14 protein-coding genes are annotated in these 17,150 nt (G+C 59.7%); 11 read left to right on the top strand and 3 right to left on the bottom strand.

The genetic code is table 11. The features are described from left to right. The first annotated feature begins 69 nt into the window (after window positions 1-69). The 8 genes from RWL87_RS00345 (at window position 70) to secA (ending at window position 11,099) form a co-directional block, all read left to right on the top strand. Entirely contained in the window at window positions 70-468 is a 399-nt protein-coding gene (locus RWL87_RS00345; RefSeq protein ID WP_313968524.1) for a chorismate mutase, read from the top strand. 67 nt (window positions 469-535) lie between these two features. After that, window positions 536-1,840 carry a methionine synthase gene (locus RWL87_RS00340; RefSeq protein WP_313968523.1) on the top strand — a complete coding sequence of 435 codons (1,305 nt, stop codon included), beginning with the start codon at window positions 536-538 and terminating at the stop codon, window positions 1,838-1,840. Window positions 1,841-1,895: 55 nt separating this feature from the next. Next, window positions 1,896-2,597, top strand: coding sequence for an MtrAB system response regulator MtrA (gene mtrA / locus RWL87_RS00335; protein ID WP_012903206.1), 702 nt, complete (start codon window positions 1,896-1,898; stop codon window positions 2,595-2,597). A gap of 34 nt (window positions 2,598-2,631) precedes the next feature. Beyond that, a complete protein-coding gene (mtrB, locus tag RWL87_RS00330; protein ID WP_313968522.1) occupies window positions 2,632-4,383 on the top strand; it encodes an MtrAB system histidine kinase MtrB in 1,752 nt (583 codons plus the stop codon). A gap of 235 nt (window positions 4,384-4,618) precedes the next feature. Continuing rightward, window positions 4,619-6,325, top strand: a complete 1,707-nt coding sequence (locus RWL87_RS00325; RefSeq protein WP_313968521.1) for an LpqB family beta-propeller domain-containing protein — start codon at window positions 4,619-4,621, stop codon at window positions 6,323-6,325. 40 nt (window positions 6,326-6,365) lie between these two features. Next, window positions 6,366-7,268 (top strand): ComF family protein, encoded by a 903-nt coding sequence (locus tag RWL87_RS00320; protein WP_313968520.1) that lies wholly within the window; start codon window positions 6,366-6,368, stop codon window positions 7,266-7,268. A 209-nt stretch (window positions 7,269-7,477) separates the two neighbouring features. Then, a complete protein-coding gene (gene hpf / locus RWL87_RS00315) occupies window positions 7,478-8,119 on the top strand; it encodes a ribosome hibernation-promoting factor, HPF/YfiA family (RefSeq protein WP_012903212.1) in 642 nt (213 codons plus the stop codon). Between the two features lie 364 nt (window positions 8,120-8,483). Next, the gene (secA, locus tag RWL87_RS00310) at window positions 8,484-11,099 is read left to right on the top strand and encodes a preprotein translocase subunit SecA (protein WP_294627513.1); all 2,616 of its coding nucleotides are present in this window, start codon (window positions 8,484-8,486) and stop codon (window positions 11,097-11,099) included. Between the two features lie 163 nt (window positions 11,100-11,262). On the opposite strand, the gene RWL87_RS00305 is transcribed toward secA, so the two are convergent. Together RWL87_RS00305 and RWL87_RS00300 are read right to left on the bottom strand one after the other, a co-directional pair. Beyond that, window positions 11,263-11,913: an Rv3235 family protein gene (locus RWL87_RS00305; RefSeq protein ID WP_313968519.1), complete on the bottom strand. Its 651-nt coding sequence runs from the start codon at window positions 11,911-11,913 to the stop codon at window positions 11,263-11,265. 126 nt (window positions 11,914-12,039) lie between these two features. Further along, window positions 12,040-13,020, bottom strand: coding sequence for a LysM peptidoglycan-binding domain-containing protein (locus RWL87_RS00300; RefSeq protein WP_313968518.1), 981 nt, complete (start codon window positions 13,018-13,020; stop codon window positions 12,040-12,042). A 208-nt stretch (window positions 13,021-13,228) separates the two neighbouring features. Between RWL87_RS00300 and RWL87_RS00295 the strand changes: the two genes are divergently transcribed. Beyond that, the gene (locus tag RWL87_RS00295) at window positions 13,229-13,912 is read left to right on the top strand and encodes a histidine kinase (protein WP_313968517.1); all 684 of its coding nucleotides are present in this window, start codon (window positions 13,229-13,231) and stop codon (window positions 13,910-13,912) included. Between the two features lie 123 nt (window positions 13,913-14,035). Here RWL87_RS00295 and RWL87_RS00290 read toward each other — a convergent pair whose 3' ends face one another. Continuing rightward, window positions 14,036-14,269 (bottom strand): helix-turn-helix domain-containing protein, encoded by a 234-nt coding sequence (locus RWL87_RS00290; RefSeq protein ID WP_044150292.1) that lies wholly within the window; start codon window positions 14,267-14,269, stop codon window positions 14,036-14,038. Window positions 14,270-14,632: 363 nt separating this feature from the next. Here RWL87_RS00290 and RWL87_RS00285 point away from each other — a divergent pair, with 363 nt between their 5' ends. Continuing rightward, window positions 14,633-15,325, top strand: coding sequence for an SAF domain-containing protein (locus RWL87_RS00285; protein ID WP_049356534.1), 693 nt, complete (start codon window positions 14,633-14,635; stop codon window positions 15,323-15,325). Then, on the top strand, window positions 15,322-16,998 hold the full coding sequence (locus tag RWL87_RS00280; protein ID WP_313968516.1) for a P-loop NTPase: 1,677 nt from the start codon (window positions 15,322-15,324) through the stop codon (window positions 16,996-16,998). The genes RWL87_RS00285 and RWL87_RS00280 overlap by 4 nt, the downstream gene beginning before the upstream one ends. Window positions 16,999-17,150 lie beyond the last annotated feature (152 nt).

Raw genomic sequence — 17,150 nt, 5'->3', positions numbered from 1 at the left:
CCGCGGCTTGCCCCAACCACACCGCAACCGCAACACACAGAAGACCACAAACGATCTGAGGAGAAACCGATGACCGCCGAACACACGTCCTGCGAATTTGACCCCCACGCCACCTCCATGGGCGATGAAGTCGCACCGGAAGTCTACGAAGAGCTCTTCGCGATGCGCCGCTCCATCGACAACTTCGACGCAGCGCTGGTGCACATCCTCGCGGAGCGTTTTCAGGCGACCAAGCGCGTGGGCATCCTGAAGGCTAAGCACAACCTGCCCGCCGGTGACCCCGGCCGTGAAGAGGCGCAGATTGCTCGCCTGCGCGCCATGGCGAAGGAATCCAGCCTGGATCCGGAGTTCGCGGAGAAGTTCCTGAACTTCATTATTTCTGAGGTGATTCGCCACCACGTGCGCATCGCAAACGAGCAGGCTGAGCAGGACGGCGAGGCAACCGAAGCTGAGAAGTCCGAAGGCTAGTAACGCGCTACTTTCGCGTCGCTACGTTTGAATTTGTACGTTATCTGATCCCTCTGGATAAACCCCTATGCCCGCTCAATCTTCCAACCGCCAGAACGCCCGCACCGAACCTGTGCCGGAGCGCCTGCTCCTGCCCGGTGAGTACCGCGCCCCCGAGGGGGACGAGCTGACCGAACAGGACCTCACCGCGCTCGCTACGGAGCGTCCGCTGGTACGTGCCAGCGGACTGGGCGATTTTCCCGGTGACGATTTGGGCGAGGCGATGTCCCGCGTGGAGGGCGAGCTGGGCTCCCCGCACCTGCCGTTCCTGCCGCACCTTCCGGCGTTGGGTTGGAAGAGCACCCCGCTGGCACGCACGCTGGCGATGTGCGAGGGACTCGCCTTTGACGGTGCCTCGTTTGGCTGGCGCATGGTGCATAGCGGCGGCAGGGGAGCACGCGAGTCTGCCCTGGCGCAGGATCGTCTGCTCTCGGACATCAACCTTCTCGCTGATCGCGTGGGTGTGCAGAAGAAACGTTTCGGCTCCGGACAGGACACCGCCCCGGTGTATAAGATTCAGCTGGTCGGCCCGCTGACCCTTGCCGCGAGCATCTATCTACCCGGCGGTGAGCGCGCTATCAGCGATGCCGGTGCGAACCGTGACCTGCTGGAGTCTTTCCTGGAAGGCCTGGAGCGCTGGGTGGAGTCTCTGCGTGAGGCCCTGCAGGCTCCGCGGGCGCTGATTGCCGTGCAGCTGGATGAGTCGGAGTTTCAGCGTCTGCTGGAGGGCTCTATCCCTACGGTGAGTGGCTTCCGTTCGTTGCCTTCGCTGCAGCCTCACTATTATCAGCAGGTGTACCGCCGTGTGGCGGAGCGATTCGCGGAGCTGAACCTGCAGCTCATCCTTGATGTGGACGGCACCGCGCTCAAGCCAGTGCAGGAGCTGAAGCTGCTGAGCCAGGCGCGTCCTACCCTTGATGCTTTGGCACTGGTAAAAGCTATGCAGGTTGAGGGCGCTACTCCCTGCGCTTTGCTGTTGCATCCTGATCGTGCTCGCCCGAAGGGTCCCGGCATGCTGCAGGTTCCGCCGCTGAGCGACCCTCGTTCGTGGGAGCCCATGGCGCAGCTTCTGGAGGCGCAGGCTCAGCTGTGGCTACCAGTGGTGACCTCTGCGCGGGTTCCGGATCAGGTGCGTCGTCTGTACAGCCTGTGGCGTGAGGTTGGTCTTGAATCTGCTCAGCTGAGCGCGGTGGGTTTGATGCCTGATGAGCGTATTCAGGGCGGTTCTGAGTCTGCTGGGTCGGCTTCTGGCACGGTGAGTGTGCTGGATGCCACGGCTTCCCTGGCTCGTGTGACAGAGTGTGCCCGTGCATTGGCTGAGTGCGCGGTATGATTAGATAATCAGCATTTTTATGTAAGTATTTACGACAATTCTTTAGGGAGGTACTGTGAGCGCAAGCGATGCACACACCATTTTGGTGGTTGATGACGATGATGCTCTGGCGGAAATGATTGGCCTCGTGCTCGCGCAAGAGGGCTTTAACGCTGTTTTCTGTGAAAATGGTGCACGCGCTTTTGAAACTTTTATGCGTTCCACTCCCGATTTGGTGCTTTTGGATTTGATGCTTCCTGGCATGAACGGTATTGAAGTGTGCCAGCAAATTCGTCGTTCTTCTAATGTGCCGATTATTATGTTGACCGCTAAAAGCGACACTGAAGATGTTGTTAAGGGTCTTGAGGCTGGCGCTGATGATTACATTGCGAAGCCTTTTAAGCACGCTGAATTGTTGGCACGTATTCGTACCCGTTTGCGTCCGCGCGAGAGCCGCCAGCTGGTGGTGTCCATTGGCGATATTGTCATGGATATGGATGGCCGTACCGTCAAGTACCACAGCACTGAGGTTCCGATGACTCCTCTGGAGTTTGACCTGTTGGCTGCGCTGGTGCGTCACCCGGGTCAGGCGTTGAGCCGTCAGGAACTGCTGGACATGGTCTGGGGTTACACTGATGTGAGCGATTCGCTGGTAAACGTGCACGTCCAGCGTTTGCGCGCTAAGTTTGATGAGCTGGGTGCGGATCGTTTTATTCAGACGGTTCGTGGCGTTGGCTATAAGATTCCGACCGAGCTGGTGGGATCTTCCGGTAGCTAATCGGAACCTATTCATAGGCGAAGGGATAACCTGATTGTCTGTTGCGAAGTCGAGCCATGAGCACGGCGCTTTGACGGCGGAGGCGGTAGCCTCCGCCTCTTCGCGTACCCGCACTTCCAAGCCGCGTAAGGCACAGAAGCAGCGTAGGAACCTGATGCAGCGCGCTCAGCGTCTGTGGAAGGAATCTCTGCAGTTCCGTGCTCTGGGAACCGCGGGCATCATGATGTTCCTGAGCTTCTTGATGGTGGGTTGGTCCTTGTCGAGCCAGATTGCATCGAGTCTTTTTGAGAATCAGAAGAGCCAGGCGTTGGCGGAATCAGAGAGTGGTTTCCGCAACGTTCAGAGCGTGCTGGACTCCTCTGAAGCCCGTAGTGACAGCGAGATTCGTCGTAATGTGAGCCGTACCCTGACCGTCTTGGACGCGGGTAGCTCGGGTAAGCGCAATTGGATTCTTGTGCCTTTGGAAGGTCAAGGTAAGCAGGGTTTTATTCCTGAGCAGAGCAGTAATAATTCTTTGAATTCTTCGAGTATTCCGAATGATTTTAAAAAAACTGTTCGTGATAAGGACGGTATTTTCTGGCAGACGTCTACGGTGACTACTGTCGAAAATAATCGTGAGCGCACCTATCCGGTGCTTATTGTTGGTACACATATTTCTATTTCTCAGAACCCTAATTACGGTTTGTTCCTTGTGTACGATATGACGGATTCTTCCGCCACGATTGCGCATATTAACTTTGTTCTTTTTGGTGGTTTCTGTGCACTGCTTACTGTGGTGCTTTCTGTGGTGTGGATTGTGACTCGTTTTGTGGTCCGCCCGATTACGCAGACCGCTATTACGGCGGAGAAGCTGGCTGCTGGCGACCTGGATCAGCGTGTGTCTGTACACGGTGAGCACCAGGCGGCGCGTCTGGGCTATTCCTTCAACCTGATGGCTGACTCGCTGCAGGAGAAAATTGTTCAGCTGGAGCGTCTGTCGACTCTGCAGCAGCGATTCGTTTCTGACGTTTCGCACGAGTTGCGTACTCCGTTGTCGACGGTTCGTCTGGGTACGGAGCTTCTGTACGATACGCGTAACGAGATGGAGCGCACGCAGAGCCGCACCGTGGAGCTTCTGCACGATCAGGTGGATCGTTTCCAGTCGATGCTTTCTGACCTGCTGGAGATTTCTCGTTTCGATGCCGGTAGCGCAATGCTGACCATCGACACTGAAGACTTCATGCGTGTGCTGTCGAATATTCTGCAGGAGGCTCTGCCGCACCTGGAGCGCACGAATACTAAGCTGAACGTGCATACGAGCCATGAGAGCATCATGGTTGATATGGACCGCGTGCGTATTGAGCGTGTGCTCCGTAACCTGCTGTACAACGCGATTGAGCACGGCGAGTCCCGCCCGATTGACGTGTACGTGGGTGCGAATGCCACGAACCTGGGTGTTGCGGTGCGTGACCACGGTATCGGTCTGTCTGAGGATGAGGCTGTTCAGGTGTTCAACCGTTTCTGGCGTGCTGATACTTCACGTAAGCGCACCCTGGGCGGTACGGGTCTGGGGCTGTCGATTGCTGCTGAGGATGTGCGTCTGCACGGCGGCACGATTGAGGCGTGGGGCGAGAAGGGCCGCGGTGCCTGCTTCACGATAAACCTGCCGCTAATTCACGGTGCGCCTTTGGGCGAGTCGCCGGTTTTGGTGACGGGTGAGCCTGAGGTGAGTGCGCATCGTTCGGCGACCGCGAAGGATACGCTGCCCAATATTGCTCCTCGAGCGAACCTTGAGGGCGAGCTCTAAGGGGTTCAAACGGGGAGAGGCTTTAGGCTTCTGTCATATATCGGTGCGTTGGTGTTGCTCGGCTGTATTTACGCTTATCCTTGCGTATTTGCACTGTTCACCCAGTACAATCAATGCAGATATGTTTTCACGGTGTTGCTATTTCGCTGTGGTCATCTTTTCACCGTGTTGCGATGGCCTGCAACGGTAGTTGGCGATTGTTTGTCTTTGTTCGTAGAGGAAGGTTAAGACCTCCATGGCTCACAGGGCTATTGTTTCTCGACGCGCCGCGCTGTCTTGGGGTGCGGTGTCTTTGGCGACGCTCGTGAGCTCTTGCGCGGGTCTTCCTTCGAATGATCGAGTGACTCAGCACAGCAGCGGTCTGGATGTGAAGAGCGTGAATACTTCTCCGGCGCGTGCGCCGGGACCGCTGGCGGGTGCTACCCCCGAGGCGATTATTGAGGGCTTCGTGCGTGCTGGTGTGGATAGCATCGAGAATTATGCTGTGGCGCGCCAGTATTTGAGTTCTTCTTTTGCACGCCGTTGGAATCCTATGGGTACGACTCGTGTGTACCGTAATACGGTGCAGCCTCGTAGCGACGATAGCGGAACTGCCGAGGGTACCTACCATGTGCGTTTCCAGCAGACGGCGACTGTGAATAGTCAGGGTATTACGAGCACCTTCCCTGAGGCTCAGACTGAGACTCAGGACTTCACCATGGTTATGGAAGATAACCAGTGGCGTATTAGCTCCTGCCCGGATGGTCTGTGGCTGGATGGCACCGAGTTTGAGCGCGTGTTTAGCCCGTGCCGCCTGTACTTCTACGATCGTGCGTTCCGTTATGCTGTGCCGGATATTCGTTGGTTCCCGCATACGGATCGCTATTTTGAGTTGCTGGTGCGTACGCTGATGGCTGGCCCGGCGTCCTACCTGAAGGATGTTGCGTTCTCGGCGTTGAACGAGTCGATGAGCCTTGAGACCGCTAACATGAGCGATAACCAGGATGTGCTGGTTCGCCTCTCGGGTGAGCACCTGGACGATAACCGTTTGGCGCGTGTGCGTGAGCAGATTATGCACGGTTTGGAGAACTTCTCGGGTCTGGGTAAGACCGAAGTGTTCTACAACGGTACTTTGATCCCTGAGAACGCGCCGAGTGGCTTTTCTGGGGTGAAGCTGAACCCGGGTGTTCCTGCCCGCACGGTTGCTATTAATTCGAACGGCCAGATGGTGGCGCGTGATGATTATATGAGCAATGCGGGCGAGCAGCTGCTTCTGCGTGGCGTGAACCAGTTGAGCTCCCCGGCGATGGGCTACACTGCGGATGTTTACGCCTGCTTGGCGAATGATGCCGCGAGCCTGTACACGGTGTATCAGGGTACTGCCCGCCGCGTGTGGCAGAGTACCGCGCTGACTGCCCCCAGTTTTGACGCGTACGGTTGGGTGTGGGCTGCCGATGGTACGGGCGTTGTGCGTGCGTTCAAGCCGGACTCTGAGGACGCGAATGAGCGCGAGCGCGGCGTGGATATTGGTCTGTCGTGGCAGCGTAATTTGAGCTTTACGAGCGTGAACGTTTCTCACGATGGTGCGCGCATGGCGATTGTGGCGTCTACTGAGGGTGCGTCGGCTGTGATTATTTCCGGTATTGTGCGTGATGATGCCGGCAAGCCTCTGCGCCTGACGGAGATGGTTCGTCTGAGCTCTTCGGTGACTCCGCGTAATGCCCGTTGGGCTGGCGACCAGAGCGTCGTGGTGGTGAACGTGAAGAACGGTGAGTCTGAGGTGATTTCCCTCAGCGGTGAAGAGACGAAGCTGGACCGATTGGATGGTGTGATGACCATTTCGACGGCGGATAATACGTCGAACATTATTGCTCACCGTTCTGACGGTTCGTGCTACCTGATGGAGGAGCGCGGCTGGATCCGTCTGGACACGACCCTGCACGAGATTAGTTACGCCGGTTAGCCTCGGGCACCGGGTATAGCGCGCGGAAAGGTTGCTTTCGGTGAGTTCAGGACAGCGTGGTTTGAACGAGCCCGTGAACGGGTCCCTGAGCAAGTCTCTGACCGGGCTTGCGGGCGCTCTCAAGAATGCTGGCGGGTCTTTGGGTGAGGTTCTGATGCCGCGTACCTGCCCGTGTTGCGCGGTGCCGGTTGCCTATGGTGCAGGTTCGCCGCTGTGTGAGGCGTGTCTGCCGCAGCTGCATTCGGCGTTGGCTCGTGTGGAACAAGTACAGGTTCTGCAGCCTCTGTCTTCTGGCGACTGCGCTACTGGCGGCGGTGCCCCTGAGGTGCGTGCGGCATCCCGTTATGAGGGGATTATGCCGCGTGCGTTGCTGGCGTTGAAGAATGCTGGTCGCACCGACTTGCTACCCCTGCTGGGCGAGGGTTTGGCGCGTAGCGTGTATGAGCTTCTGCGCACTCACCGGGAGGAGCTTCAAGCTGAACCCGGTTCTTCTGAGCCTGTTGAGGTTCTGCTGGTTCCGGCTCCGTCGTCTGCGCAGAGTGTGCGCCGCCGCGGTTATGCGCCCGCGAATCTTTTGGTGCAGGAGGCGGTGCGTCAGCTCAACCGGCGTTTGCCCGCCTCGGTGCGGGTGCGCGCTGTGGATGTTATCGGGTACGCTCCTCGCACGCGGCGGGGGAGCGGCGCCTCCATTATTTCTGACGCGCTTTCCGGTGCGCAGAACGAGCAGAAGGGCCTGGGCGCTGTGGGTCGTGCCGAGCGGATGCACGGTGCCCTGCGCGTCATGGAGCCTGCTCTGTGCGCGGGGCGGGTGAGCATTATCTGTGATGACGTGGTGACTACCGGCGCGACTGCCTCGGAGATGGTGCGTGTGCTGCAGGAATCAGGTTCGCGGGTGCTGGGCGTGTGCGCTGTGGCGGCGGTACCGAAAAAAGCTCAGACGTAGCGTTTCTTGTAGTTAGTTGCAAGAGATACACGATTTTTTGCCGTTAAAGTTCGCAGAAGGACGAATGGCTATTATTTGGGCTAAATATTTGTCATATCTAGTGATATAAACCATGTTTCGTACTAGAATAAATACAAGGGAACGGCATTGGAGTCGAACCCCCGTACCGGGTCCAACCGGACGCGGTATAAGCCCCCAACCTGGAGGGAATGATCGTGGAAGTCAACATCTACGGCCGCAATATCAAGGTCACCGAACGCCTGGAAGAATACGTGAACGACAAGGTTCAGAAGTTCGCGCAGCTCGGCGATAACGTGAAGGACATCGACGTCAAGTTCAGCAAGGACGGTCACCTGGGTGGCGAGTCCATCCGCGTTGAGATTACCGTGGTTGGTACCGGCCCTGTCCTCCGTTCCGAAGCCCAGGGTCACGACAAGTTCGCGGTCTTCGATGAAACCTACGGCAAGCTCCTGGAGCGTCTGCGCCGTGCACGTGACCGCCGTAAGCTGCACAAGCGCGGTGGCAAGCACCCCGTCTCCGTGGCGGACGCTACCGGCTCGATTCCCGTGGTTACCGAAGCAATTACCGAGATTCTGCTGCCGGATGTTCCGGTTGAAGAAGCAGCATTCGACAACAGCGAGGTCACCCTCGCCGACGAAGCCGCATCTCCCATCGAGATTCGCCACAAGAGCTTCAAGGGCGAGCGTCTGACTCCCGCAGAAGCTGTTGACCGTATGGAACTGGTCGGCCACGACTTCTACCTGTACATTGACAGCGAGACCGGTGCACCGGCTGCGGCATACCGCCGTAAGGGCTGGAGCTACGGCATCATTACTCTGGACAACGAGTAAAACTAATGTACCTGCTGGCTGCTGAGGCATAAGGCTCTTTAGGGGGCGTACTCAGCGAGCAGGCTCAAGACCCGGGCGGTCTGGGAACACACACCGTGTTTCTCCAGGCCCCCGGGTTTTTCTTTGCCCTCCACACATCTGTTTCTGTTAGACGTTCCTTCAGTCGGATGGGTCGGCTCTGCCTCAACCGGAAGGTGAAAGATTCGAGTGTCACTAAATGTCACCTCGTGGGCGCACAGCGTAAAAAAGAGCTCGGACGGGCGAATTAGGCGGCTCTGCCATACAATATGTAGGAAGGCCTCACCGCGCGCACTTTCGCGCGCCCTTGGTGAGGGTACCGAAACAAGCAAGGAGTAGAAGCTCAGTGGCATCTTTCTTGGAGAAAATCCTCCGAACCGGCGATAAGAGGGTTCTGCGACAGCTCGAAGCGTACACTAAGGCGGTGAACTCGCTCGAGGACAGCTTCGCATCGATGACCGATGAGGAACTGCGAGCAGAGACCGACAAGTTCCGCGAGCGCGTCAAGGACGGCGAATCCCTCGATATTCTGCTGCCGGAGGCCTTCGCGGTAGTCCGCGAAGCGTCCAAGCGCACCCTGGGCAAGCGCCACTACGACGTGCAGCTCATGGGTGGCGCTGCACTGCACCTGGGCAACATTGCCGAAATGAAGACCGGTGAGGGTAAGACCCTCGTCGCGACCCTGCCCGCATACCTGAACGCCCTGAGCGGCAAGGGTGTGCACATTGTGACCGTGAACGACTACCTGGCTGAGTACCAGGCGAACCTCATGGGTCGCGTGTTCCGCTTCCTGGGCATGGAGTGCGGTGTGATTCTGTCCTCCATGGAGCCGGACGAGCGTCGTAAGCAGTACGCCGCGGACATCACCTACGGTACGAACAACGAGTTCGGCTTCGACTACCTGCGTGACAACATGGCATGGACCGTGGAGGAGCAGGTTCAGCGCGGCCACAACTTCGCCATTATCGATGAGGTGGACTCCATCCTGATCGATGAGGCACGTACCCCTCTGATCATTTCCGGCCCCGCAGCGGGCGAAGCGAACCGCTGGTACGCAGAGTTCGCGCGCATTGCCGCTACCCTGCTCAAGCGCGGTGAAGACTACGAAGTAGACGAGAAGAAGCGCACCGTCGGCATCCTCGAATCCGGCATTGACAAGGTGGAAGACCACCTGGGTGTGAAGAACCTCTACGAATCCAAGAACACCCCGCTTATTGGCTTCCTGAACAACTCCATTAAGGCTAAGGAGCTGTTCACCAACAACAAGGACTACGTGGTCATTGACGGCGAGGTCCTGATTGTTGACGAGCACACCGGTCGTATCCTGCCGGGCCGCCGCTACAACGACGGCATCCACCAGGCGATTGAGGCGAAGGAAGGCGTCGAAATCAAGCCTGAGAACCAGACCATGGCGACCGTGACCCTGCAGAACTACTTCCGCATGTACGACAAGCTGTCCGGCATGACCGGTACCGCGGAAACCGAAGCGGCAGAGTTCATGAACACCTACGAGCTCGGCGTGGTGCCCATCCCCACCAACAAGGGTGTGCAGCGCATCGACAACCCCGATAAGGTGTACCGCGACGAAATCGCCAAGTTCAAGGCAGTGGTCAAGGACATTAAGGAACGCCACGAGAAGGGCCAGCCGATTCTGGTCGGTACCGCAAGCGTGGAGAACTCCGAGTACCTGTCCCGCCAGCTGGCGAAGGCTGGTGTGCGCCATGAGGTGCTGAACGCGAAGAACAACGAGCGTGAGGCAGCTATTGTTGCGCAGGCGGGTCGTAAGGGCGCCGTCACCGTGGCAACCAACATGGCTGGTCGTGGTACCGACATCATGCTCGGCGGTAACCCCGAATTTGAGGCCGTCGAGAAGATGCGTGAGCTCGGCCTGGACCCGAACACCAACTCCGAAGAGTACGAGGCGCGCTGGCCCGAGGTCCTGAAGGCCTGCGAAGACGCCGCAGCTGAAGAGCACGAGGAAGTCACCAAGCTCGGTGGCCTGTACGTGCTCGGCACTGAGCGTCACGAGTCCCGCCGTATCGACAACCAGCTGCGCGGTCGTTCCGGCCGTCAGGGCGACCCGGGCGAGTCCCGCTTCTACCTGTCGCTGACCGACGAACTGATGCGCCTGTTTAACACCGGTATGGCAACCCGCCTCATGGCGGCAGCCCCCGAGGACTCCGCATTGGACTCCAAGATCGTTAGCCGCGCCATCGCTACCGCACAGGCAAACGTTGAGGGCCGTAACGCTGAGCAGCGTAAGAACGTGCTCAAGTATGACGATGTGCTCAACCGCCAGCGTGAAGCGATCTACAAGGACCGCGGCCGCATCCTGCACGGTGACGACCTGAAGGAACAGATTTCCGGTTTCGTGGACGAGGTGCTGACCACCATCATTGACGCCCGCGTCTCTGAAGGCCACGCCGAGGACTGGGACTTCGACGAGCTCTGGAGCGCCCTCAAGCAGGTGTACCCCATCTCCATCACCGTGGACGATCTCGCTGAGGACGCCGGCGACCGCACCAAGATTACCCGCGACCAGATCGTGAAGGAAGTATTGGCGGACGCACACCTCATCTACGAAGAGCGCGAGAAGAGCGTCGGTGAAGAGAGCATGCGCGAAATTGAACGCCGCGTCATGCTGTCCGTCATTGGTGAGCGCTGGCCCGAGCACCTGTACGAGATGGAATACCTTAAGGAAGGTATCGGTCTGCGTGCGATGGCTCAGCGTGACCCGCTGGTCGAGTACCAGCGTGAAGGCTACGACATGTACCAGGCGATGCTCGGCGCGATCCGTGAAGAGACCGTGACCTACCTGTTCAACCTGGACCTGTCCAAGCAGCGTACCCAGGCTTCTGCCGTGCGCCTGGCTGAGCCTTCGCGTCCGAAGTTCCTGCAGTACTCCGCCCCGGATGAGGACGGCCACGAGCAGGTTCACGTGGAACGCTCGAAGGAAAAGTAGCCTCAGCGTAAAAGCTGACGCACCGCAAAGCGTGAAAAGAGCATAAAGCACAACAGAGAGGGTGCGAATCCAATACCGGATTCGCACCCTCTCTGCGTGTCTGTGAGTTATTCTGCAGGCGATTTAATCAGCGGGTAATTTATTCAGCAGGTGAGGAGGAAGCCTAGTCTTCGTCAACCCGGCTCTGCGGCTGCTCGATCGCGGTAATCAGCCACATACCGTGAATCAGGCGCATCTGCATGGTCACCACACGCACCCTATCCGCGCAACGCAGCAGTGCAACCACCTCGTAGAGCTCATCGTGCACCTTCTGCGCTCGCACCCGCAGCAAAACCGGCGGGAGAGTCAACAGCATCTCCTGGCGCACCTGGCGCGGGTTCTTCGGGAAGAACGGCAGCAGACGGTGGAAACAATCCGCTGACACCCACTGCGCCAACTGCTGACGCGAACGACGAGCCGACATAATCTCCAGGTATGCAATCGCCACACCCGCGCAACGGCCCTCCAGCTGGCGAGCTAGTGCATCCGCCGGACGCAACGGGCGGCCCATCTTCACCACCTGCGGACGCTGCGCCGAATGCTGCTCGTAACGCGGCAGCGGAAGCAACGAATAGACCGACGAGCTGTTCCGCCTCTGCACCAGAGCCATCGTGCCCTGACCCTGCTCGGGGAGCGGAGCCACCTGCTGCGGAATCACAGACTGCGGAATCACAGGCTGAGTGGACGGGCGGCTCTTCGAATACGGGCTGGCGGGCTGCGCAGACTGATGCGGCGGGGTCCACGGGGCGCGGGGGAGAAGGTGGGAGAAGCTCATGACGGCTCCTTTCGGTGCAGCGGGTTTCGGCGCAGAGGCTTTCGGCGCAGGGGTATGTGAGGTGGGTTGAGCGAATGAAAGACTGTCGAGGTGAGGCGGAGAGGGGAGCGGAGGACGCGGGTGAGGTTAGTGAACGGGCTGTTCGGGAATCTGCAGAACCTGCCCCTCGTAGAGCAGCTCGGCGTTCTGGCCCAGCGCGTCCTTGTTTGCCTCGTAAATGTCGAGGGTGTAGTCGTAAATGGTGGAGGCGTCGGTGCCTTCGCCCAGCTGATCGGCGGCAATCGACCAGAGCGTATCGCCCGGCTGGACTGCGTAAGAGTAGGTGCCCGCCTCGGTGCGGGGAGGAGAGAAGAAGGGGCTGCGGTCCTGCAGGGAGCCTGCCGCCTCCGTGGGTTCAGGAGCCAGGGGAATATCGGGAACCTCAGTGGAGAGCTGCAGAGGAGTAGCGGACTGCGCCGGGGCGGTATCAGGCAGTGCCGCATCTGATCTGGAGCCCGGGCTGGTATCTGCCACCACGGTATTCGTTGAAGCTGCGGTACTCATCGAGTCTGCGGTTATGACCGCGGAGATAGTCGTCTGCGGCATGCCCTCCGCGCCGGTCAGCCCGGCGTTGCTGGGCGTAGCCACCGTAGCCTGCGCGGGAGCCAAAACCGCACCCACTCCAAGAGCAGTGCCGCCGAGCGTCAGGACGATGCGGCGCATAAAGCGCGGACGGAAAATCGCCGGAACCTTCAGCACTGCGCGGTCAGCGTTGCGGCTCGAAACTCGCAGGGAACGAGCGTAGAAGAGCGCGCAGATAAAGCTGACGAACCACCATGCAGTAATGAGGATTGCCGCAGCCCCCGCGCAGAGCAGTGAAGCGTCTGTCAGCGGATGCGCCGAGGGGATGCGGTGCAGGTTCACGCTCAACGCGCCCAGGACCGCCGCGGAAAGCAGGGGAGGGGCGATGAAGAGTAGAGCGTCCTGGTAGTTAGCTTTGGTGCTGGTTTCGTGACCTGCGTCAGTGCCGGATGCGGCGGTTACTTCCGCGCTGGCAATACGAGGTGTGGCTACGGGGCGTGATGCGAAGGCTGCGGGGGTTGATCCCTGCGTGGAAAGACGGTCCACAATGACCTCCAAATGGTGTGTTTGATATGTTTTGGTGTTGCTTCATTTATACAGGAAGTCGCGCCAAAAATGAAGCAAAAAGCATCAAAATGCATAAAAAACATGTAATTTGGTGGAATTTGCTTCAAAAATCAAGCTTGGCAACCGTCATCTGACCGGAAAAACGCCCCGGTTCGTATCCGTACCCATCCTCAGGTAGGGTCATAGCATGAGCATGGAAAAGTTCCTACGAGACATTGAGGCGCGCCTCGCCTCCGAACGCGCCTGGGATATGGAACAGGACGCCCGCCAAGTCGCCCGCGTCCACTATTCAACCATCACTCTCGACGACCGCCTCCTCGCGCAGGTAGGCGGGCCCATCCGCATCTGCGCCACCGACATGCAAACCTACGAAGGCAAGCTCGAAATGGTCGGCGAAGAATGGGTCAGCATCGAAGCGCGCGGTGAGAACATCATCATCCCCCTGCGCGGAATGCTCTGGTGGGAAGGGGGCATCGCCCCCGGGCGAGCCGACATTCGCCCCGAACGCTACCGCATGAAAATCCAGCTCGCCCTCCGCTCCCTCGCCATGGCACGCGAACCCGTCCGCCTCTCCCTCGAGGGTGGCACCGTCAGCTACGACGGCGTCATCGAGCGAGTCGGCGCGGACTTCCTTGAACTGCGCCTGCTCAATGGCGGCCAGTACCCACGCATCTACGAACGCGACCAGTACGCGCGTGCAGCCTATGGTGCGCAGGGGGCCTACGGTCAGGCTGGCTATAGTCAGGGTGGTTACGGTCAGGCTGGTTATGGTCAAGGTGCCTCCGGCTACTCCCGCGCACCTCGCGGCGCCGGTGTGCGTACCATCCCGCTGGCTCGCGTCAGTGCGGTCATTGCCCGCATCTCGCGCTAAAAAGCCCGCATCAAAGCAATAAAAATACAAAAAGGTCCGCCCCTCTTCATTGAAATCTCAACGAGAGGAGCGGACCTTTCTGAAACCACTCGAGCGTTGCGCCCGCGAGGTGCATGTCGAATGCTACTCAGCCTTAGCCTTTGCAGTGAGCTTGCCGGAAGCAATTGCCTCCAGAGTCTGCTCGTGGCGCTCGGTAATGTACTCTTCAAAACGAGAGCGTTCAATACGCCACTGGTTACGCCCACCAATCTGAATGGCGGGAAGTTCGCCGCTACGCACCAGAGCGCGTACCTGCGAAAGCGAAACCTGCAGCTCCTCGGCGACGTCGCTCAGAGTGAGGAAACGAGGTGCAGTCATCGAATTGGATCCTTTCCGTGAGTGAAATCCTGGGCCCCTAGCTACCGTTAGTAGCCTTTCAGATAGAGTTCGTAGTGAACATCTATTGAGTACTTTCAGTATATGCCATCACCGTGAAATTTGCCCGCAAAAAGCCTTATATGAGCTGAAAAGTTATCTAATCACCCCTTCAAAAGGGACGAAACTCAAAAATATTTCATAAACACGACTCTTGTTGAGAGCGAGTACTAAATGAAATATGCTGTTAGGGTTAGTGCCAGAATCCAGTCAAAGCACTAACGAACACACACCACTCGCTCATCGGTCAGTTGAACAACACCCGGAATCACCGCCGGCTTCCGCACCGAAAGGCACAACCACATCATGCGCATACGACAGAACGCGACGAAGCGTTCCACCCTCACCGAGCCCCACGCCAAACGCCTCAAAAGGCCCACCGTCAAGGACTGGCGATTCATCCTCGGTGTGTTGCTCGTGCTCGTCTCCATCACCGGCGTGCAGCTCTACGTGCAGGCGAACAACAGCAAGACCGAGTACTACACCGCCAAAAGCGAGATCCGCCTCGGCGAGAAAATTACCGAGGACAAACTTGCCCGAGTCGAAGCGAACATCGACTCCGCCAAGGACAAGTACTTCACCCGCGCCGACGCCGCACAGATGAACGGCAAAATCGCGATTCAGCGCATCCCCGCCGGCAACCTCATCAGCAAGGAATCCGTAGGCACCGAAACCTCCCCGGGCCGCCGCCTTGCAACCGTCAGCATTGACCGCGCCGCAGCCTCCGCGCTGAAGGCGGGCGAGCGCGTGGACGTGTGGACCTCCGGCCCGCGCAACCCCGACACCAAGAGCGATAACCGCACCGAAAACGGCGCCCGCGCCATCGTCACCAACGCAGAAATCGTCGCCATCACGGTCGACGAGGGCGTGCTCGGCGCCAACGGCAAGGCAACCGTGCAGCTGTGGGTCAAGGAAGAAGCCCTCACCGACCTGGTGAAGGAAAGCAATAGCGACTCCAAGATCAGCCTCATCCCCGGCACCTACGGGGAGGGCCAGTGAATATCCCCGTCATCCTCTATGGCGATGACGGCTCGCTCCTGAACCGCATCGAATCCCAGCGCGGCCGCGTCTCCGTGGCGCGCACTGTGCAGGACTTCAGCGAGGCCGTCGGCATGGCGCACACCGGCATCGCCCGCGTGCTACTCTGCGTGCACGTGCCCGCCGAAATGAGCGCCTCCACCGTGGATGCGCTCGCCGCCTCCGAAGTGCTCCTGGCGGTTATCGCCCCGGACAACCTGCCCCTGCCCACGCAGGCGCACCGCATCCGCCCCGAAGCTGCCCTCGATGAGATTCTGGGTTCGCTCGAACAGGCGGTGGATGCGGCGCTCGCCCGTCCCTCCGTCGGTTACGGCATTCCCGCGCAGGCCCCGAATCAGGCGCCCGCGCAGGCGGTACACCACCCGGAAGCCGCCTACGGTCAGGACGCCGGCTACGGATACGACGCAGGGTACGGCTACGACAGCGCCTACGGTGGCTACGGCTACGATAACGGCGGACACAGCCCGGCTGGGTACGAGTCGGCTGGGTACGGCTACGACCCCGCCGCGGGTACTGCTGCACACGCCGGTGCGCCCTACGGCGCCGACTACGGAGGCTACGGAATCGACCCCGCCGCCCCCGCCGCCCCGGCACCCGGTGCGCCTGAGCCGGCGGAAGCCTCCTCGACCGCTCCCAGCAATGAGGAATCCGTGCTCAGCCAGGCAGCCGCCATCGTCGACTCCTTCGCGCCCGGCAGCGACTACGCCCTGCACGTGCAGAACGAGAACAACGACGGCACCCTGCCGCAGCACCCTGACATCAACCAGGATCCCGCCGCACCCTCCCGCTACCAGCCGGGCCACCGCCTCGGCAAGATTGTGACCGTCTGGGGTACCCACGGCGCGCCCGGTCGAAGCACCATCGCCTTCAACCTCGCAGCCCTCGCGGCACAGCAGGGGCAGCAGGTCTGCCTCATCGACGCAGATACGTACGCACCCAGCCTGGATGCGCTCATGGCTCTCGAGGATACCGGCTCCGGCTTAGCGATTCTCTGCTCGGACGCCGACCGCGCCCAGCTCGACGAGAAGAAAGCGGGCGCCATCATGGAGCGCGTGCCCCTCAAAAACGGCACTTTCGACTTCTTGAGCGGCATCACCTCCTCTTCGCGTTGGCCGGAGGTTCGCGCCCGCGCTTTCGCGGAGGTCCTCGAATGGCTCAAGCACCGCTACGACCTGGTCATTTGCGATGTTGCCGCACCCATTGAGGTGGACGAGGAGCTGACCTTTGACGGCCCGGCGCCGCGCCGTAACGCCGCGACCCTCACCGCGCTCGCCTATTCCGACCGCGTGATTGCGCTCGGTGAAGCGGACGTTATCGGGCTGCCGCGTCTGATTAACCTCGCCCGCGAGGTGCAGTCGCGCCCGGACCTGTTCGCCCCCGAAACGGACGTGCAGTACTGGCTCAACCGCAGTCGTCGCGAAGCCGCCGGGTTCAACCCGGAGGCGAAAATGCGCGATAACTGGGCACGCTACCTGTCGGTGCCGCTCACCGGCGTGATTCCGTACGAGCGTAAGGTCATGGACCGTCTGCGCCGCAACGGTGAAGCACTGCTGGAGGTGGTGCCCCGCCACGCGGTCGTGCAGTCCTTTGAAGCGATGCTCGAGGGCATGTACGCGGTACGCCCCGGCGCTTAACATCAGTCCCGGCGCGTAAATCCGTCAGCTACAACTAATACCCGCCAAAGGTGGGTGAAAGAGGCCCGGTTTATCGGTATTCCTCCCGGAACGAGGGAGCGCCGGTATGCCGGGTTTTCTGTGCCGTCACCCGGGGCCAAGGCAGGGTCGTG

It is taken from the genome of uncultured Rothia sp., assembly GCF_963555405.1.
Classification (GTDB): domain Bacteria; phylum Actinomycetota; class Actinomycetes; order Actinomycetales; family Micrococcaceae; genus Rothia.
The sequence above is the reverse complement of the archived record's forward strand: the minus strand, read 5'-3'. Positions and strand labels throughout refer to the sequence as shown.